The following is an 18,465-nucleotide window of genomic DNA, read 5'->3' on the forward strand; positions in this document are numbered from 1 at the left end:
ACTCCTTATGTCAGTGCAGTCCTGCGAGATTGAGGAGCAGGGATTTCACGTCGGTGGCCTGGGTGCGGCCGGTGACGGCTTCGGGGGTGGAGCAGAGGATGAGCGGACCTTCGTCGTCGCTCTGCGGAAGGCGGCCGTGGCTGCCGCGGATGGGTGAGGGGTCCAGGGGGACCACGGCGAGCCGGTAGCGCATGCCGAGCTTCTTGCGGGCGATGGCCTTGGCCGCCTTGACCTTCACATACGGGTCGAGGGGGTCCATGAAGAGCTCGACGGGGTCGTAGCCCGGCTTGCGGTGGATCTCGACGAGCTGGGCGAAGTCGGGGGCCTTGGCGTCGTCGAGCCAGTAGTAGTAGGTGAACCAGGCGTCCGGCTCGGCGACGGCGACCAGTTCGCCGGAGCGCGGGTGGTCCAGGCCGTAGTGCTTCTTGCCCTCGTCGTCGAGGATCTCCTCGATCCCCTTGAGGTCCTTCAGTGCCTCGCGGGTCGCGTCCATGTCCTCGGGGCGGCGGACGTAGATGTGCGAGATCTGGTGGTCGGAGACGGCGAAGGCACGCGAGGCCATCGGGTCCAGATACTCCATGCCGTCCTGGGTGTGCACCTCGAGGAGGCCGGCGCGGCGCAGTGCCCGGTTGATGTCGACGGGCCGGGAGACGTTGGTGATGCCGTACTCGGACAGGGCGACGACCGTACGGCCCTCACGGCGCGCGTCGTCCAGCAGCGGCCCCATCGCGGCGTCGAGGTCGCGGGCCGCCTGGTGGGAGCGGGGGTCGTCGGGGCCGAAGCGCTGGAGGTCGTAGTCCAGGTGCGGCAGGTAGCAGAGCGCCAGGTCGGGGCGGCGGGTGTCGATGATGTGACGGGTCGCGTCGATGATCCACTGCGAGGAGACGAGGTCGGCGCCGGGTCCCCAGAAGTGGAAGAGGGGGAACGTGCCGAGCTTGTCGTGCAGTTCGTCGTGGAGGGCCGGCGGCCGGGTGTAGCAGTCGGGCTCCTTGCGGCCGTCGGCGTAGTACACGGGGCGCGGGGTGACCGTGTAGTCGGTGTCGGCGCCCATCGCGTACCACCAGCAGATGTTGGCGACGGTGTAGCCGGGGTGGACGCGGCGGGCGGCGTCCCAGAGCTTGTCGCCGGAGACCAGTCCGTTGTGCTGGCGCCACAGCAGCACGTCGCCCAGTTCGCGGAAGTACCAGCCGTTGCCGACGATGCCGTGCTCGGACGGCAGGGTGCCGGTGAGGAAGGTGGACTGCGCGCTGCATGTGACGGCGGGCAGCACGGTGGTCAGCGGGCCCTGGGAGCCCGCGGCGGCCAGCTTCTCGAGATTCGGCATATGGGCCAGGAGCTGGGGGGTGAGTCCGACGACGTCCAGGACCAGCAGGGGGGTGGGGCCGGCCGGGGCCCCGGAGGCCTCGGTCTTCGGCTCGGGCGTGGGGTCGGCGGTCATGGCAGCTCCTTGAGACCCAGGTCGACCAGGAGGTCGCGGGCCAGCGTCAGTTCGGCGGCGATGCCCTCGGCGAGCCGGCCGCGTGAGCGGGGGCGCAGCTCGGGCGGGAGCGCCTGCCAGGTGTACGTCTCGACCTCCAGGTGGCGGGTCAGCGGTTCGGCGCCGCCGACGAGCCGGGCGAGGGTGTCCTGAAGTATGGGGAGGGTCGAGGTCAGAGGCGGGGCGGGCGGTGCGTGCAGCGGGACGTGGAAGTGGGCGCGCCAGGGGGCTCCGTCGGGCAGGGCCTCGCCGGCCAGGGCCTCTTCGAGGTCGTCGGTGCCGCGCAGTCCGGCCGCCGTACGGGTGCGGGTCTGGTGCAGGAAGCGCGGCTCGGCGAAGGCGGCCAGGGCCTCGCGTACCTCCGGGAGATGGGGGTGTTCGGCGTGCAGCGCGGCGGAGAGCTGTGCCTTGGGGATGGTGACTCCGGCGTCGGCGAGCGCCGTGAGGGCCGTCGCCGGGTCCTCGAAGGAGGTGGCGAGGTGGCAGGTGTCGACGCAGATGCCGATGCGGGCGCTGGCCACGTCGGTCAGTGGCCCGATCGCGTCGGCGGTGGTCTCGACGGTGCAGCCGGGCTCGGGTTCGAGCGCGATACGGATGGACTTGCCGGTCAGCTCCTCCAGCGCGTCGAGCCGTTCGGCGAGGGTGGTGAGCGCGGCGTGCGCGGTGCGGGCCGCGTCCTCGTCGAAGGCGGTGCGCCAGGCGAGCGGCAGCGTCGAGACGGAGCCCTCGGTGACGTCGTCCGGCAGCAGTGCGGCGAGCAGCCGGGCGAGGTCGGTGGTGTGCTCCAGGCGTTCCGGGTCGGCCCAGTCCGGTTTGTAGACGCGGTATTTGACCTCTTCGGCGCCGAAGCCCTCGTAGGGGAATCCGTTGAGGGTGACGACCTCCAGGCCGCGCTTCTCCAACTCGCCCTTCAGACCGCGCAGTTGGGCGGGGTCGTTGATCAGGGAGCGGGCCGCGCCCCGGGCCAGCCAGAGGCCGATGCCGAGGCGGTCGCGGCCGAGTCGTCTGCGTACCGGCTCGCAGTGGTCGCGCAGTTGGGCGAGTACGCCTTCGAGGGTCTCGGCCGGGTGGACGTTGGTGCAGTAGGAGAGATGGACGGTGGAGCCGTCGGGGTGGCGGAAGCGCATGGGTCACTCACCGCCACGGAGGATGGAGTTCCCCTCGTGGAGGGCTTCCGGCGCGGGGACGTCGAGCTGGAGTCTGCCGCTGAGTCCGTAGAACGCGACGGGGTTGCGCCACAGCACCTTGTCGACGTCGTCCTCGGAGAAGCCGGCGGCGAGCATCGCGTCACCGACCTTGCGGGTCTTGAGCGGGTCGCTCTTGCCCCAGTCGGCGGCGGAGTTGACGAGGACGCGGTCGGTGCCGTGGGAGCGCAGGACCGAGACCATCCGGTCCTCGTCCATCTTGGTGTCCGGGTAGATGGAGAAGCCCAGCCAACTGCCGCTCTCCGCCGCGTCCTTGACGGTGGTCTCATTCAGGTGGTCGAGCAGGACGTGCTCGGGGTCGAGGTTCGACTCCCGTACGACGTCGATGGTGCGGCGCAGCCCGGCCAGCTTGTCGCGGTGCGGTGTGTGGACCATCGCGGGCAGCGCGTACTCGGCGGCGAGCTGGAGCTGGGTGGCGAGCGCCACGTCCTCGGCGGGGGTCATGGAGTCGTAGCCGATCTCGCCGACGGCGACGACGCCGTCCTTGACGAGGTAGCGGGGCAGTTCCTCCAGAACGGGCGTGCACCGCGGGTCGTTCGCCTCCTTGGGGTTGAGGGCGAGCGTGCAGTGGTGCGCGATGCCGTACTGCGCGGCGCGGAAGGGCTCCCAGCCGAGGAGCGCGTCGAAGTAGTCGTAGAAGCTGGCGGGCGAGGTACGGGGCTGGCCGAGCCAGAAGGAGGGCTCGACGAGCGCACGGACTCCGGAGGCGTACATGGCCTGGTAGTCGTCCGTGGTGCGGGAGGTCATGTGGATGTGGGGGTCGAAGATGCGCATCAGGACTCCTCGCCGGTCATGATCAGTACGCGGTGCAGGTCGGCGGGTACCGGCCTGCCCGCCGCGGTGCGCTCGGACGCGTAGTCGGTGAGCATCCGGGCGAGTTCGGCGTCGCCGTGGGCGCGGCGTTCCGCGTCGGCGACCGCGGCGACGGGCACGCCGGTGAAGAGGCACTTCAGTACGGCGTGCCGCCAGGCGTGCGGGTCGAGATGGGCGGCGGCGTACGGGCCGACGGCCGCCTCGACGAGCCTGGTGTCGTTGGTGCGCAGGGCGTCCTCGACGAGCGGCAGGGCCTCCGGACCGGGGACGAGGCCGGGCAGCGCGAGGAGTACGGCGCGGCGCTCGGCGGCGGCTCCCTGGTGGTAGAGCCGGGTCAGGGTGCCGGGGTCGGGGGCGGCGCGGTGGAGCAGGAGCGTGCGGACGGAGTCGGCGTTCTCCTGTCCGCAGTGGCGGCCGGCGGCGGCGAAGCGGAGTTCCCACCGGGGGACGGCAACGTTGTCGGTCCTCTCGGCCGCTTCCGCCGCCTCGGCGAGTGCCTGGTCCAGCCAGGCGACGGCCGCGCCGTCGAGCCGCCCGTCGATCTCCTCACGGTTCATGCCGATGCTCCCATCGAGCGCAGGAAGTCCAGGGAGGTGCGGGCCATTTCGGGGCCGGCGTGGGAGTGGCGGGGCAGCTCCACGACGGTCAGGCCCTGGTAGCCGGTGGCGTCGAGCGCGGCCAGCACGGGCGGGAAGTCGATCTCGCCGTCCCCGAACGGCAGATGCTCGTGCACACCGCGCCGCATGTCCTCGATCTGTACGTGGCGGAGCCAGGGCCCCGCGTCCCGGACGCAGTCGGCGGGCGGCGCGGGCTCCAGGCACTGGCAGTGGCCGATGTCGAGGGTGAGGCCGAGGGGTTCGGGGTCGCCGAGGAGCGTGCGCAGGCGGTGGAAGCCGGCGATGTCGGCGAGGAGATGGCCGGGTTCGGGCTCGATGGCGACGGGGACACCGGCGGCCCCGGCGGCGTCGACGACCGGGGTGATCGACTCCTCCAGCCGCTTCCAGGCGGTGTCCGGGTCGGTGCCCTCCGGTGTGATGCCGCTGAAGCAGTGCACGGCGTGCGCTCCGAGGTCGGCGGCGACCTGGACGGCGGTGACGAGCAGACCGGTGCGCGCGGCCCGCGCCTCGGGGTCGGCGTCGAGCAGGGTCGGCCCGTGCTTGCGGCGCGGGTCGAGGACGTAGCGGGCGCCGGTCTCGACGGTGACGCCGAGGCCGAGTGCGGTCAGCCGGGCGGCCACCTTGGCGGTGCGGGCGGCGAGTTCGGGGGCGAGCGGGTCGAGATGCATATGGTCGAGAGTCAGTCCGACCCCGTCGTACCCGAGGTCGGCGAGCAGTCCGAGCGCGTCGTCCAGACGCAGATCGGTGAGCCCGTTGGTGCCGTATCCGTAGCGGATGGTCATGTCACACTCACCTTTTTCGCGAACTTCCTCGCCAGTGGCACGAGTCCCATGACGGCGAGCCCGACGGCGGGCGCGCCGCCGCGTGCCACGAGGGCGGCCTGGAACGGGATCATGGCCCGGATCCCGCCGCCGACGGCGCGCTGGGTGAGCTGCGGGGACGGATTGAGCGCGGCGTGCAGGAAGGGCCGCCCGGCGGTCACCGCGTAGGCGGCGGCGAGCCCGCCGGTGACGAGCGCGCCGCCCCCGGGCCCCTGGGGCCGGCCGACGATCCCGCCGAGCACCCCGGTGACCACGAGCGCGGCGAGCGGCGCCCCGACGGACCCCCCGTACACCTCTGCGCGCGAGACGCCGGTGACGGCGACGGTGTGCGCGCCGAGGAGAGCGGCGGGCACGAGGGCGCCGGGCGGCACGGCGGGCGACGGCGCCGAGGGAGGGGGCGTCGGGGTCCGGCGGGGCGCCGACGATGTCGCGGTCGCGCCCAGCAGTACGTCCAGCGCGCGGGCCGCGCCCATCGCCACCGGGCCCGCCGCCGTGTGTTTGAGGCGCAGGTCGTAGGCCCACACCGTGGCCGCGAGCGCCGTGGTCAGGGCCAGGGCCGGGCGGCCCGCGCGGGCGGCCAGGAGGAGGCCGGCGGCCGTCAGACCGCCCGCCGCCGCCAGCGCCGCGTCCGGGGTGATCCGCCCCGAGGGGATCGGGCGGTGCGGGCGCTCCACGGCGTCCTCGTCGCGGTCGGCCCAGTCGTTGAGCGCCATCCCCGCCTCGTACATGCACAGGGAGGCGCCGACGGCCAGCGCGGTGCCGCGGTTGGGCCGTACACCCGCGGACGCCGCGCCGGCCAGGGCGTCGCCCGGGACCGTGAACAGCGCGGACACCCGCAGGAGTTCGGCCCAGGCGCGCAACGTCACTTGCTCTCCTTCAGGCGCTCGGCGAAGGAGAGGAGCGCGTCGAACTGTTCGGCCAGCGCGGCGGGCCCGCCGTCCGGGTCCTTGAAGTAGAAGCCCAGCTCCGGCAGCGGTCCGCTCAGCCCGGCCTCGTGGGCGCGGGAGACCAGCCGGGCCAGGTCCAGGACGAGCGGCGCGGCGAGCGCGGAGTCGCAGCCCTGCCAGATGGTCTGGAGGATCATGCGGGAGCCGAGGAATCCGTCGAAGGCGATGTGGTCCCAGGCGGTCTTCCACTCGCCGAGCGCGGGCACGTCGTCGATGTGCACCTCACCCTCGGGCGCGGTGCCGAGCGTGTCGGCGAGGACCCGCTCCTTGCCGGCGTTCTTGGCGGCCGCGGCCGCCGGGTCGGCCAGCGCCGCTCCGTCCCCGCCGCCCAGCAGGTTGGTGCCCGACCAGGCCCTGACGTCGAGGGCGCGCTGGACGAACATCGGGGCGAGCACGGAACGGAGCAGCGTCTGGCCTGTCTTGCCGTCGCGGCCCGCGTGGGGAAGTCCGCTCGCCTCGACGGCGTCCGCGAGGGCCGCGGTGCGCAGCCCGGTCGACGGGGTGAAGTTCACGTAGGAGCAGCCGGCCTTGATCGCGGCCGCCGCGTAGAGGGAGCTGGCCGGCAGCCGCGGGTCGTCCGCGGCGGGCTCGGGCTCGGTGGAGGAGACGTTGACGACGACGGCGCGCGCGACACCGGTGCGCCGGACGAAGGAGGTGATGTCGTCGGCGAAGGCGGCGATCAGTTCGTCGTCGGTGCGGGTGTCGCCGGGCATGGGGCCGCCGATGCGGATCTCCGCGTCGGCCGCCTCCAGTTCGGTGGCGATCGTGTTGGGCAGGCCGTACGGCAGGACTCCCGCCGCGGTGAGCGCCTCGGCCCGTTTGGGCAGCGGGCAGCTCGCGGTGTCGTGGCCGCCGAAGACCAGTGACGACAGGGCGGGCAGGCCCGACTCCGCGAAGGGCGCTGTCTCGGCGACCATGCCGGTCGCGGGGTGGAGCCCGGCGGTGACCGCCGCGCATCCGGCGACGGCTGTCGTCGCGACGGAGCCGCGTGCTCCGACGAACCAGACTCCGGTACGTCCTGCAGTCGAATCGTTGGTGGTCACGGGCTGCCTCCCTGCCGGGTGGGTGGGTTGGTGGACGGCGGGCGGGGGGTACGGCGCCTCCCCGCCCGCCGCCGGCTGGCGGCCCGCCAACAGGACTGGGCCAGGAGGCCGGGTGGTCCTCCTGGTGCTAGGAGGCCAGTTCCTTCAGCTGGATGTTGCGGAACGCGACCTGATCGTCGGCACCGTGGTTCTGGATGCCGAAGTAGCCGTCCTTCAGGCTGCGTGCCGGGTCGGTGTTGGTGAAGTCGTTGATCTTGACTCCGTTCAGGATGACCTGTACCCGCTCACCCTGGACCTTGATCTCGTAGCTGTTCCACTGGCCCGGAGGCCGCAGAACCTGGTCCCTGGCCTTGATGTTGGCCGACTTGAAGGTGTAGATCGCACCGGTGGTGCGGTCCGGGGCGTCCGAGGCGTCGATCTGGATCTCGTAGCCCTTGTTGACGGCCGACCAGGGGTCGTCGGACTCCGGGAAGCCGATGAAGACACCGGAGTTGTCGTCCCCGTCCATCTTCCAGTCCAGCTTCAGCGAGTACGCGCCGAGCTGCTTGGGCTGGTACCAGAGCATGCCCATGCCGCCCTCGGTGTGCAGCTCGCCGCCACCGATGTTGAACTTGCCCGGACCGGCCTGCTTCCAGCCTTCCAGGGTCTTGCCGTTGAAGATGGTGCGGTAGCCGGTGTTGGGCTTGCAGTCCGCCTTGACCTGGCCGGCGGCGTAGCGCAGACCGCCCAGCAGGTGCTCACGGAAGGCCGCGTCGGCGTACGACTCCTTGGTGTGGCCGCCTCCGGTGTAGAAGGACCGGCCGCCCTCGTACGTCTGGCACCAGGCGATCGGGTGGTCGCCCCTCATCGTGCCGCCCTGGTAGGTGGTCTCGTCCAGGGTGGCGAGGACCTTCACGTCCGAGCGCGGGTTGTCGCGGTAGTTGTACCACTCGTCCGTGCGCTGCCACTCGTCGTCCAGGTGACCGGTGGCCGGGTGGTCGTGGTCCTCGACCCGGACGGTGGCCTGCTGGATCTGCGGGTGGCCGGAGAAGTACGCGCCGACCAGCTTGCCGTAGTAGGCCCAGTCGTACTCGGTGTCCGACGCGGCGTGGACGCCCATGTAGGCGCCGCCGGTGGAGATGTAGTACTCGAAGGCCTTCTGCTGCTCGGGGTTGAGGACGTCACCGGTGGTGGAGAGGAAGACCACCGCGTCGTACCGGGCGAGGTTGTTCGTGGTGAACTGCGCCGCGGTCTCGGTGGAGTCGACCGTGATGTTGCTGGTCTCGCCCAGCTCCTTCAGGGCTGCGGTGCCGGCCGCGATGGAGTCGTGGCGGAACCCGGCGGTCTTGGAGAAGACGAGGACCCGCTTCTCGGTACGGCCGGCGGCCTGGTCGCTGATCTCGAAGTCGTCGAGGTCGAAGAGGGTGCCTTCGCCGCCCTTGAAGACGAGGAACAGCTCGGTGGTGGCCTTCGGCACCGCGCGCAGCGGTACGTCGACGTCCTGGAACGTCTCCCAGCCGCCGGTCACCGGGATCGGCGCGGAGCCGAGGAGCTTGCCGGTGGCGGAGCCCGTACGCACTTCGAGGAATCCGCCCACGCCGCCGGAGGAGATCCGCGCGGTGAGGGTCTTGGACCCGGTCAGGTTGTACGGCTTGAAGGAGATCCAGTCGTCGTTGTTGATGTCGCCGACGGTCTTGCCGCCGTTGGCCGGCGCCTTGTCGTACGTCTTGATGCCCGACTGGCTGGTGAAGTGCTCGGCCTGCCGGTGGCGGGGCTGGAGCTGCACCTGGTCGTGCGTGGTGAGCGCGGCCTGGCCGCCGCCTCCGCCGTCGGTGTACTCGGCGTCGAGGACACCGAAGATGTCGGCGTTGGGGTCGTGCTCGCCGTCCGCCGGGGCGGTGATGGTGCCTTCGCAGCCCTTGGCCGAGGTGATCGGGTGGCCGTGGCTGTCGTGACCGAGGATGTAGTTGACGGTGACCTTGTCACAGTCGATCGGGCCGTCCTCCGGGTCGGTGACGGTGACCTTGAAGGGCAGCTTGTCGCCGAACTTGAAGAGGGCGCCGTCCGCGGGCACGGTGAGCGTCACCTTGGGCGCGGTGTTGCCGACGACCACGCGTACGGACGCGCTGCCGGTGTGACCCTTGGGGTCGGTGGCGGTCAGCGTCGCGGTGTAGGTGCCGTTCTTCTTGTACACGTGGCTGGGGTTGGGCTCGGTGGACTTGCCGCCGTCGCCGAAGTCCCAGGCGTAGGTGAGGGCGTCGCCGTCCGCGTCCGTGGTGCCGGCGGAGGAGAAGTTCGCCCGCAGGGGCGCGATGCCCGACGTCTTGTTGGAGGCCGCCACCGCGACCGGGGCACGGCCGTCGGCGATGTTCTCGATGCGGTAGACCGCCGAGTTCTCGTCACCGCCGAACCAGGCGCGGCCGTAGTCCAGGACGTAGAGCGCGCCGTCGGGGCCGAACTCCATGTCCATGACCTGGGTGCCGGTCCACGGGAAGTCGTGGATGGCGCTGACGGTGCCGTCCGCGTCCTTCTCGATGCGCTTGATCCACTCGCGGCCGAACTCGCCCGCGAAGAAGTCGCCGTCGTACTCCTCGGGGAACTTCGCCGGGGAGTCGAGCTCCGGGTCGAAGTTGTAGACCGGGCCGCCCATCGGCGACTCGGAGCCGTCCTCGAACTCCGGGACGCTGTTCCCGTTGTACGGGATCCAGGCGGCCTGGGCCGGCGGCAGGTCGGTGAGACCCGTGTTGTGCGGCGAGTCGTTCTTGGGCGCCGCGCAGTCGAAGGCCGGGCCCGAGGTGCCGGTCGCGAAGTCGTAGTCGCGGTAGGCGTCGTTGTCACCGGTGCAGAAGGGCCAGCCGAAGTTGCCGGCCTCGGTCATCCGGGCGAACTCGACCTGACCGGCCGGGCCGCGGGACTCGGACGCCGCGCCCGCGTCGGGACCGTACTCACCGACGTACACGATGCCGGTCTTCTGGTCGACGTTGATCCGGAAGGGGTTGCGGAAACCCATGCCGTAGATCTCGGGGCGCGTCTTGGCCGTGCCGGGGGCGAAGAGGTTGCCCTCGGGGATGGTGTACGAGCCGTCCTCGGCGACCTTGATCCGCAGGACCTTGCCCCGCAGGTCGTTGGTGTTGCCGGAGGAACGCCGGGCGTCGAAGGCCGGGTTGCGGTTGGAGCGTTCGTCGATCGGCGTGTAGCCGTCGGAAGCGAAGGGGTTGGTGTCGTCACCCGTCGACAGGTAGAGGTTGCCGTCGGCGTCGAAGGCGATGTCGCCACCGACGTGACAGCACAGGCCGCGGTTGGTCTCGATGTCGAGAACCTTCTTCTCGCTGGCCTTGTCGAGGGTGCCGTCCTCCTTCAGCGTGAAGCGGGAGAGCCGGTTGTACCCGTCGAAGGGGGCGAAGTCGGCAGCCGTGCCCGTCTCGGGTGCGTCACCGGCCGGCGTGTCGAGCACCGGGGAGTAGTAGAGGTAGATCGCCCGGTTCTCGGCGAAGTCGGGGTCGATTCCGACGCCTTGGAGGCCTTCCTCGTCGTGCGTGTACACGTCGAGCTTGCCCGCGACCTTGGTGTCGCCTGCGGCGTCGGTGATGCGCAGCGTGCCGTCGCGCGAGGTGTGCAGGACCTGACGGTCCGGCAGAACGGCGAGCGACATCGGCTCGCCGACCTCGTCGGCGCCCTTGGCGAGCGCGACCTGCTGGAAGTTGCCGTCCGCCGGGTGGGGATCGTCCGGGTGGGCGGCGGCGGGAACGGCGGAGATGGTGCCGGCGATCAGCGCGCCGGTCACGAGTGCGAGGAGGGATCTGGATCTATGACGTCTTCTGGGCACGAAAGTCCTCCAGGGGTGGGGCTGTTCGTACGTGCGGGTGTCGGGAGGACGCGTGGCGCCTCCCGACGTGGTGCCTGAGGTACGTCCTGTGCCAGCAACGTGTCCCCTACATCTCGCTGGACGTTAGCCCGGTTGGTCCGCGCCGGAAAGACCTTGCGCAGCAATTGGGTTGAACTTTTTCCCAGTTGAGGACAAAGGGAGAAATGGCAGACCGGACGGCCCGGCGATGGCTTCTGACCACCGCCGGGCACGTCCCTGTCACCGCACCGTGCCGCCTACGTAGGGCCCTCCTTGAGCTGGATGTTCCGGAAGGAGACCTGGTCGTCGGCGCCGTGGTTCTGCAGGCCGATGTAGCCGTCCTTCAGACTCCGCGCCGGGTCGGTGTTGGTGAAGTCGTTGACCGCGACTCCGTTGAGGAGGACCTGGAGGCGCTCACCCTCCACCCTCAGTTCGTAGCTGTTCCACTCGCCCGGCGGCTTGAGCGCCTTGTCCCTGGCCTCGATGTCGGCGGCCTGGAACCCGTACACCGATCCCGTGGTGCGGTCGTCGGCGTCGGTGGCGTCGATCTGGACCTCGTAGCCGTTGTTCACGGCCGAGTTGACGTCGTCGGAGGCCGGGAAGCCCACGAAGACACCGGAGTTGTCGTCGCCGTCCATCTTCCAGTCGAGCTTGAGCGAGTACGAGGACAGTTCCTTCGCCTCGTACCAGAGCAGGCCCATGCCGCCCTCGGAGCGCAGCTCACCGTCGACGATCGCGAACTGCCCCGGGCCGGCCTGCTTCCAGCCGTCCAGCGTCTCTCCGTCGAAGATGGGCGTGTACCCGGGATCGGGGTCCGGGCCGGGACCGCCGGCCGGTGTGCAGTCCGCCTCGACCTGTCCGGTGGCGTACCTCAGACCGCCGAGCAGATGGTCGCGGAAGGCCGGTTCGGCGTACGACTCCTTGGTGTGGCCGCCCCCGGTGTAGAAGGACCGGCCGCCCTCGTACGTCTGGCACCAGGCGATCGGGTGGTCGCCGCCCATGGAGCCGCCCTCGTAGCTCGACTCGTCCAGCGAGGCGAGTACGCGGGCCTGTTCACGGGGATTGGTGCGGTAGTTGTACCACTCGTCCGTACGGTCCCAGGTGTCCTCCAGATGGGCCGTGGCCGGGTGCTCGTGGTCCTCCACCTTCACGGTGGCGGGCTGGATCGCCGGGTGGGAGTCGAAGTAGGCCCCCACCAGGCCTCCGTAGAATTCCCAGTCGTACTCGGTGTCGGCGGCGGCGTGGATGCCCAGGTAGCCGCCGCCGGAGGCGACGTACTCCTCGAACGCCTTCTGCTGCTCGGCGTCCAGTACGTCACCGGTGGTGGAGAGGAACGCCACCGCGTCGTAGCCGGCGAGGTTCTCCGCGGTGAACGCGCCGGCGTCCTCCGTGGACTCGACCGTGATGTCGGTGGACTCCCCCAGCTCCTTCAGGGCCGCGGTGCCGGCCTCGATGGAGTCGTGGCGGAAGCCCGCGGTCCTGGAGAAGACGAGGACACGCTCGCCCGCCTCGGCGGGTGCCTCCCCGGTGATCTCGAAGTCGTCCACGTCGAAGAGGTCGCCCTCGCCGCCCTTGAACGTCAGGACGAGATCGGTCGTCTCCGCCGGGGCGCCGGTCAGCGCCACGTCGACGTCCTCGAACGTGGTCCAGCCGCCGGTGTCGGGCACCTCGGCGGAGCCGAGGACGGCCCCGTCGGGCGCGCCCGCCCGTACCTCCAGGGTGCCGCCGGCGCCATCGGAGGAGACGCGCGCGGTGAGCTCGGCGGCCCCGTCCAGCAGGTACGGCTCGAAGGAGATCCAGTCGCCGTTCGATATGGAGCCGACGGTCTTGCCGCCGTTGGCCCCCTCGCGGTCGGTCACGGTGGTGCCGGACGAGTCGTTGGCGTGCTCCGCCTGACGGTGCCTCGGCTGGATCTCGGACTGGCCGTGACCGGTGAGCGCGGCCTGGCCGCCGCCTCCGCCGTCGGTGTACTCGGCGTCGATCACTCCGAAGATGTTGGCGTTGGGATCGTGTTCGGCGTCGGCGGGCGCCGTGATGGTGCCCTCGCAGCCGGTCTTCGAGGTGATCGGGTGACCGTGGCTGTCATGGCCGAGGATGTAGCGGACGGTGACCTTGGAGCAGTCGATGTCCTCCCCGTCCTCGGGGTCGGTCACCGTGACCTTGAACGGCAGTTCGTCACCGAACTCGAACAGCGTGCCCGGCGCGGGCAGGTCCAGCTTCACCGTGGGTGCGGTGTTGCCGACGACGACCTGGACCGAGGCGGTGCCGGTGAGCCCGCCCGGGTCCTTCGCGGTGACGGTCGCCGAGTAGGTGCCGTTCTCCTCGAAGGTGTGGGTGGGGTTCGGGTCGGTGGAGGTTCCGCCGTCGCCGAAGTCCCAGGCGTACGTCAGCTCGTCGCCGTCCGCGTCCTCGGTGCCCTCCGAGGAGAAGGCCACCTCCAGCGGTCCGGTGCCGGACGTCTTGTCCGCCGCCGCGACGGCGACCGGCGCGTAGCCCTCGGTGGCGTTCTCGATGCGGTAGAGCGCCGAGTTCGCGTCGCCGCCGAAGTAGCCGGTGCCGTAGTCCAGGACGTAGAGCGCGCCGTCGGGGCCGAACTCCTGGTCCATGACCTGGGTACCCGCCCAGGGGAAGTCGTTGATCGAGTTGACGGTGCCGTCGGCACCCTGGTCGATCCGCTTGATCCACTTGCGGCCGAACTCGCCGGCGAAGAAGTTCCCGTCGTACTCCTCGGGGAACTTGACCGGGGAGTCGAGGTCCGCGTCGTAGTTGTAGACGGGACCGCCCATCGGGGACTCGGAGCCGTCGCCGAACTCCGGGACGCTGTTCCCGTTGTAGGGGATCCAGGCGGCCTGGGACGGCGGGAGTTCGGTCAGCCCCGTGTTGTGCGGCGAGTCGTTCCTGGGCGCCGCGCAGTCGAAGGCCTCGCCGGAGGTGTTGGTGGCGAAGTCGTAGTCCTTGAAGGGCTCGTTGTCGCCGGTGCAGTACGGCCAGCCGAAGTTGCCCGCCTCGGTGACCCGCGCGAACTCGACCTGACCCGCCGGTCCCCGGTCGGGGTCGGCCTCGCCGGCGTCGGGACCGTAGTCGCCGACGTAGACGACGCCCGTCTCCTTGTCGACGGAGATACGGAACGGGTTGCGGAAGCCCATGGCGTAGATCTCGGGCTTCGTCTTCTCCGTGCCGGGGGCGAAGAGATTGCCCTCGGGGACGGTGTACGAGCCGTCCTCCGCGACCTTGATACGCAGCACCTTGCCGCGCAGGTCGTTGCTGTTGCCGGCCGAACGGCGGGCGTCGAACGCGGGGTTGCGGTTCGGGCGGTCGTCGATGGGGCTGTAGCCGTCGGAGGCGAACGGGTTGGTGTCGTCACCCGTCGACAGATACAGGTTGCCGTCCGCGTCGAAGGCGATGTCACCGCCGACATGGCAGCAGGTGCCACGCGAGGCGGGGACGTCGAGCACCTTCTTCTCGCTCGCCCTGTCGAGGGTGCCGTCCTCGTTCAGCGTGAACCGCGAGAGCCGGTTGACCCCGTCGAAGGGGGCGAAGTCGGCGGCCGAGCCGGTCTCGGGCGCGTCGCCGGCGGGGGTGTCGAGCTTGGGCGCGTAGTAGAGGTAGATCGCCCGGTTCTGGGCGAAGCCGGGGTCGACCCCGACTCCTTGCAGACCTTCCTCGTCATGGCTGTAGACGTCGAGGGTGCCGGACACCTTGGTGGTGCCGCCCTCGTCGGTGATACGGAGTGTGCCGTCACGTGAGGTGTGCAGGACCTGACGGTCGGGCAGGACCGCCAGGGTCATGGGCTCGCCGGCTTCTTCGGCACCCTTGGCCAGGGTCACCTGCTGAAACGTGGGGGCGGCGGCCTGTCTTCCAGGGTCGGCGGCGGTGGCCGGCACGGCGCTGAGGGTCGACCCCGCCAGCAGGGCGCCGGTCAGCAGTGCGAGAAATGTTCGGCCTCTGGGACGTCGTTGACTGTGCACGAGAGTCCTCCGGAAATGCCTGTCGTACGTGCGGGTCTCCGAGGAGAGGGATGAGCATGGGGCTCGCCTCGGGTGGGGGGATGGGGGGAGTGCTCGTCCAAGCACCCGTGTTCCCGCATCTGTCGCTCTCGGTCTGCTGTCTCGCCGGAACGCGCCGTCGCACCGGAGATCAACATGTCCTGTACATCTCAGTGACCGTAACCCTGTTCGTCCGAGACGGAAAGCCCTTGCGCAGCGGGGAAGTTCAACTTTTTCCCGCCCGAGGACAAAGAGCCTTCCGGGCATGCCGGACGGCCCGGCGGGCACCTTCTCCCCGCCGGGCCGTGCCTACGCGCTATTCGCCCCCGCCGAAGGCCGCGTCGAAGGACGCGGTCGGCCGGTCGAAGTCGAACCGCTTCAGATCGGCGAGCGCCTCGGGGGCGCCGGCGAGCCGGTCCATCCCGGCGTCCTCCCACTCCACCGAGATGGGACCCTCGTAGTTGATCGCCCCCAGCATGCGGAAGACGTCCTCCCACGGCACGTCGCCGTGCCCGGCCGAGACGAAGTCCCAGCCGCGCCGCGGGTCGCCCCAGGGCAGATGCGAACCGAGCCTGCCGTTACGGCCGTCGAGACGCTTGCGCGCCTCCTTGCAGTCGACGTGGTAGATCCGGTCCCGGAAGTCGTACAGGAATCCGGTCGGGTCCAGGTCCTGCCAGACGAAGTGGCTCGGGTCGAAGTTCAGCCCGAACGCGGGCCGGTGGTCGACCGCTTCGAGCGCCTGCTTCGTCGTCCAGTAGTCGTACGCGATCTCGCCCGGGTGGACCTCGTGGGCGTAGCGCACGCCCTCGGTGTCGAAGACGTCGAGGATCGGGTTGAACCGCTCCGCGAAGTCCTCGTAGCCCCGCTCGATCATGGCGGGCGGCACCGGCGGGAACATCGCCAGCAGATGCCAGATCGAGGAACCGGTGAAGCCGATGACCGTGTTGACACCGAAGGCCGCGGCGGCGCGCGCGGTGTCCTTGATCTCGGCGGCGGCCCGCTGGCGTACGCCCTCGGGCTCCCCGTCGCCCCAGATACGGGCCGGCAGGATGTTCTGGTGGCGCTCGTCGATGATGCTGTCGCAGACCGCCTGGCTGACCAGATGGTTCGAGATCGCCCAGCACTTGAGGCCGTACTTGTCGAGCAGCTGGTGGCGGCTCTCCAGATAGCCGGGGTCGCTGAGCGCCTTGTCGACCTCGAAGTGGTCGCCCCAGCAGGCCAGTTCCAGTCCGTCGTAACCGAAGTCACGGGCGAGACGGCAGACCTCTTCCAGCGGCAGATCGGCCCACTGGCCGGTGAACAGCGTGAACGGGCGGGGCATACGGACCTTCCCTCAGGACTCGGTTCCGGACGGGGCCGGCACGGGTGTGTAGATGGCGTTCTTCTCCGCGCTGTCCTCCACGGCGGCGAGGACCCGCTGCACCTGGAGACCGTCGGCGAAGGAGGGCGCGGGATCGGTTCCGGCGGCGATCGCCTCGACCAGATCCTTGGCCTGGTGCACGAAGGTGTGCTCGTAGCCGAGCCCGTGGCCCGGCGGCCACCAGGCATCCAGGTACGGGTGCTCGGACTCGGTGACCAGGATCCGCCGGAATCCCGCGGTGACCGCGGGCTCCGACTGGTCGTGGAAGGACAGCTCGTTGAGCCGCTCCAGGTCGAAGGCGAGCGAACCGCGCTCACCGTTGATCTCCAGCCGCAGCGCGTTCTTGCGGCCCGCCGCCATCCGGGTGGCCTCGAAGGACGCCAGCGCCCCCGAGGCGAGCCGTCCGGTGAAGAGCGCGGCGTCGTCGACCGTGACCGGGCCGAGCTCGGCGCCGCCGCTCGCCGAGAGACCGGCCGACGCCCCGGAGAGCAGCGGCCTCTCCCGTACGAACGTCTCGATCATCGCCGAGACCCCGACCAGCGGCTCCCCCGCGAGGAACTGCGCGAGGTCCACGATGTGCGCGCCCAGGTCGCCGAGCGCCCCGGACCCCGCGTGCTCACGCTTGAGCCGCCAGGTGAGGGGGAACTCGGGGTCGACCAGCCAGTCCTGGAGGTAGGTGACCCGCACATGGCGGAGCGCGCCGAGCCTGCCCTCCTCGATCAGCTTGCGGGCGTACGCGATGGCGGGCACCCGCCGGTAGTTGAAGCCCACCATGGCCAACTGGCCACGGGACCGGGCCGCTTCGGCGGCCCGGACCATGGCCTCGGCCTCGGCGACCGAGTTGGCGAGCGGCTTCTCGCACAGGACGTGCTTGCCCGCCTCCAGCGCGGCGATGGCGATCTCCGCGTGGCTGTCCCCCGGCGTGCAGATGTCGACCAGCTGCACGTCGTCACGCGCGATGAGGTCCCGCCAGTCGGTCTCGGCGGCGGCCCAGCCGAGTCTGTCGGCCGCCGTGGCGACGGCCGCCTCGTCCCGTCCGCAGATCGCGGCCAGTTCCGGCCGCATCGGCAGATCGAAGACATGTCCCGCCGTGCGCCAGCCCTGGGAGTGGGCGGCACCCATGAACGAGTATCCGATCATGCCGATACCGAGTGGCGGCGGTGCGCCGGCTTCCTTCTCCGACGCTTCCCTGCTGGTCATAAGGGAGTACTCCTCGTCATCTCGCGCGTGTGGGGGTCAAGGCCTGTCGCGGCGGAGCCGGTCAGCTGAATCCCTGGGGCAGGTACTCGTCGATGTTGGTCTTGTCGACGACCGCCGAGAACAGGGTGACCTGGGCCGGGATCTCCAGACCGGCCAGACCGCTGACACCCTTGCCCTGGCCCAGCGCACGGGCGAGGTCGATCGCCGACGAAGCCATGATCGGCGGGTACAGCACGGTCGCCTTCAGCACACCGTTGTCGGCCTTGATGGCGTCCATCGCCGCCTTGGCGCCGGCGCCGCCGACCATCAGGAAGCCGTCACGGCCGGCCTGGTCGATGGCGCGCAGCGCGCCGACACCCTGGTCGTCGTCGTGGTTCCACAGGGCGTCGAACTTGGACTGCGCCTGGAGCAGCTGGGCCATCTTGGCCTGGCCGGACTCGACGGTGAAGTCGGCCGCCTGGCGGGCGACCTTCTTGATGTTCGGGTAGTTCTTGAGCGCGTCGTCGAAGCCCTGGGTGCGCTGCTTGGTCAGCTCCAGGCTGTCGGGGCCCGACAGTTCGATGACGGTGGCGTTGGCCTTGTCCTTCAGCTTCTCGCCGATGTAGTTGCCGGCGTTGACGCCCATGCCGTAGTTGTCACCGCCGACGTAGCAGCGGAACGCCTGCGGGTCGGCGAAGATGCGGTCCAGGTTGATGACGGGGATACCCGCGCGCATCGCCTTGAGACCGGCCTGGGTGAGGGCCTTGCCGTCGGCCGGCAGGATCACCAGGACGTCGACCTTCTTGTTGATCAGGGCGTCGATCTGGCCGATCTGGGCGGCGGTGTCGTTCGAGCCCTCGGTGATGTCGAGCGTGACGTCCGAGTACTTCTTCGCCTGCGAACGGGCGTTGTCGTTGATCGCGTTCAGCCAGCCGTGGTCGGCCTGGGGGCCGGCGAAGCCGATGGTGACCGGCTTGCCGGGCTTGTCGTCGGCTACCGGCTCGTCGTTCGCCGCCGGCTCGTCGGACTTCTCGTTGCTGGTACAGGCGGTGAGGAAGGCACCCGCGGAAATGGCGGCGGTGCCGAACAGCAGGCCTCTGCGGCTCGTCTCTGGCATGGCGGTTCGTCCCCTTCGAATGGAGCGGTTGGAGCGTACGTCGGAAGCGGTGCGTGGGATGCGGTACGAGGTGCGAC

At 70.4% G+C, this 18,465-nt stretch carries 12 protein-coding genes; all 12 read right to left on the bottom strand.

Translation table 11 applies throughout. The annotated features are described in order from the left end of the window. Positions 1-10: 10 nt before the first annotated feature. On the bottom strand, positions 11-1,438 hold the full coding sequence (locus ACFWU9_RS11360; RefSeq protein WP_384316646.1) for an alkaline phosphatase family protein: 1,428 nt from the start codon (positions 1,436-1,438) through the stop codon (positions 11-13). After that, entirely contained in the window at positions 1,435-2,604 is a 1,170-nt protein-coding gene (gene eboE / locus ACFWU9_RS11365) for a metabolite traffic protein EboE (RefSeq protein WP_384316648.1), read from the bottom strand. The genes ACFWU9_RS11360 and eboE overlap by 4 nt, the downstream gene beginning before the upstream one ends. A 3-nt stretch (positions 2,605-2,607) precedes the next feature. Beyond that, positions 2,608-3,456 (bottom strand): TatD family hydrolase, encoded by an 849-nt coding sequence (locus tag ACFWU9_RS11370; RefSeq protein WP_384316650.1) that lies wholly within the window; start codon positions 3,454-3,456, stop codon positions 2,608-2,610. Then, positions 3,456-4,052, bottom strand: coding sequence for an EboA domain-containing protein (locus ACFWU9_RS11375; RefSeq protein ID WP_384316651.1), 597 nt, complete (start codon positions 4,050-4,052; stop codon positions 3,456-3,458). The genes ACFWU9_RS11370 and ACFWU9_RS11375 overlap by 1 nt, the downstream gene beginning before the upstream one ends. Beyond that, a complete protein-coding gene (locus ACFWU9_RS11380) occupies positions 4,049-4,894 on the bottom strand; it encodes a sugar phosphate isomerase/epimerase family protein (RefSeq protein WP_384316653.1) in 846 nt (281 codons plus the stop codon). Before ACFWU9_RS11380 ends, ACFWU9_RS11375 begins: the two co-directional genes overlap by 4 nt. Then, entirely contained in the window at positions 4,891-5,799 is a 909-nt protein-coding gene (locus ACFWU9_RS11385; RefSeq protein WP_384316655.1) for an SCO3242 family prenyltransferase, read from the bottom strand. Before ACFWU9_RS11385 ends, ACFWU9_RS11380 begins: the two co-directional genes overlap by 4 nt. Beyond that, positions 5,796-6,923, bottom strand: a complete 1,128-nt coding sequence (locus tag ACFWU9_RS11390; protein WP_384316657.1) for an inositol-3-phosphate synthase — start codon at positions 6,921-6,923, stop codon at positions 5,796-5,798. Before ACFWU9_RS11390 ends, ACFWU9_RS11385 begins: the two co-directional genes overlap by 4 nt. A 127-nt stretch (positions 6,924-7,050) precedes the next feature. Beyond that, entirely contained in the window at positions 7,051-10,728 is a 3,678-nt protein-coding gene (locus ACFWU9_RS11395; protein ID WP_384316658.1) for a ThuA domain-containing protein, read from the bottom strand. Between the two features lie 275 nt (positions 10,729-11,003). Beyond that, positions 11,004-14,714 (bottom strand): ThuA domain-containing protein, encoded by a 3,711-nt coding sequence (locus ACFWU9_RS11400; protein WP_384316660.1) that lies wholly within the window; start codon positions 14,712-14,714, stop codon positions 11,004-11,006. A 334-nt stretch (positions 14,715-15,048) separates the two neighbouring features. Continuing rightward, on the bottom strand, positions 15,049-16,053 hold the full coding sequence (locus ACFWU9_RS11405; protein WP_384316662.1) for a sugar phosphate isomerase/epimerase family protein: 1,005 nt from the start codon (positions 16,051-16,053) through the stop codon (positions 15,049-15,051). A 12-nt stretch (positions 16,054-16,065) separates the two neighbouring features. Further along, positions 16,066-17,292: a Gfo/Idh/MocA family protein gene (locus ACFWU9_RS11410; RefSeq protein WP_384316664.1), complete on the bottom strand. Its 1,227-nt coding sequence runs from the start codon at positions 17,290-17,292 to the stop codon at positions 16,066-16,068. Between the two features lie 61 nt (positions 17,293-17,353). Next, positions 17,354-18,388 carry a substrate-binding domain-containing protein gene (locus tag ACFWU9_RS11415; protein WP_384316666.1) on the bottom strand — a complete coding sequence of 345 codons (1,035 nt, stop codon included), beginning with the start codon at positions 18,386-18,388 and terminating at the stop codon, positions 17,354-17,356. Between the last annotated feature and the right edge of the window lie 77 nt (positions 18,389-18,465).

The organism is Streptomyces sp. NPDC058653, from assembly GCF_042716895.1.
Lineage (GTDB): Bacteria > Actinomycetota > Actinomycetes > Streptomycetales > Streptomycetaceae > Streptomyces.

What these genes read in the sequence shown, in the direction of transcription:
- ACFWU9_RS11375 (WP_384316651.1), bottom strand. Translation starts at nt 4,052, where the DNA reads ATGAACCGTGAGGAGATCGACGGGCGGCTCGACGGCGCGGCCGTCGCC.
- ACFWU9_RS11360 (WP_384316646.1), bottom strand. Translation starts at nt 1,438, where the DNA reads ATGACCGCCGACCCCACGCCCGAGCCGAAGACCGAGGCCTCCGGGGCC.
- ACFWU9_RS11415 (WP_384316666.1), bottom strand. Translation starts at nt 18,388, where the DNA reads ATGCCAGAGACGAGCCGCAGAGGCCTGCTGTTCGGCACCGCCGCCATT.
- ACFWU9_RS11370 (WP_384316650.1), bottom strand. Translation starts at nt 3,456, where the DNA reads ATGCGCATCTTCGACCCCCACATCCACATGACCTCCCGCACCACGGAC.
- ACFWU9_RS11380 (WP_384316653.1), bottom strand. Translation starts at nt 4,894, where the DNA reads ATGACCATCCGCTACGGATACGGCACCAACGGGCTCACCGATCTGCGT.
- ACFWU9_RS11410 (WP_384316664.1), bottom strand. Translation starts at nt 17,292, where the DNA reads ATGACCAGCAGGGAAGCGTCGGAGAAGGAAGCCGGCGCACCGCCGCCA.
- eboE (WP_384316648.1), bottom strand. Translation starts at nt 2,604, where the DNA reads ATGCGCTTCCGCCACCCCGACGGCTCCACCGTCCATCTCTCCTACTGC.
- ACFWU9_RS11405 (WP_384316662.1), bottom strand. Translation starts at nt 16,053, where the DNA reads ATGCCCCGCCCGTTCACGCTGTTCACCGGCCAGTGGGCCGATCTGCCG.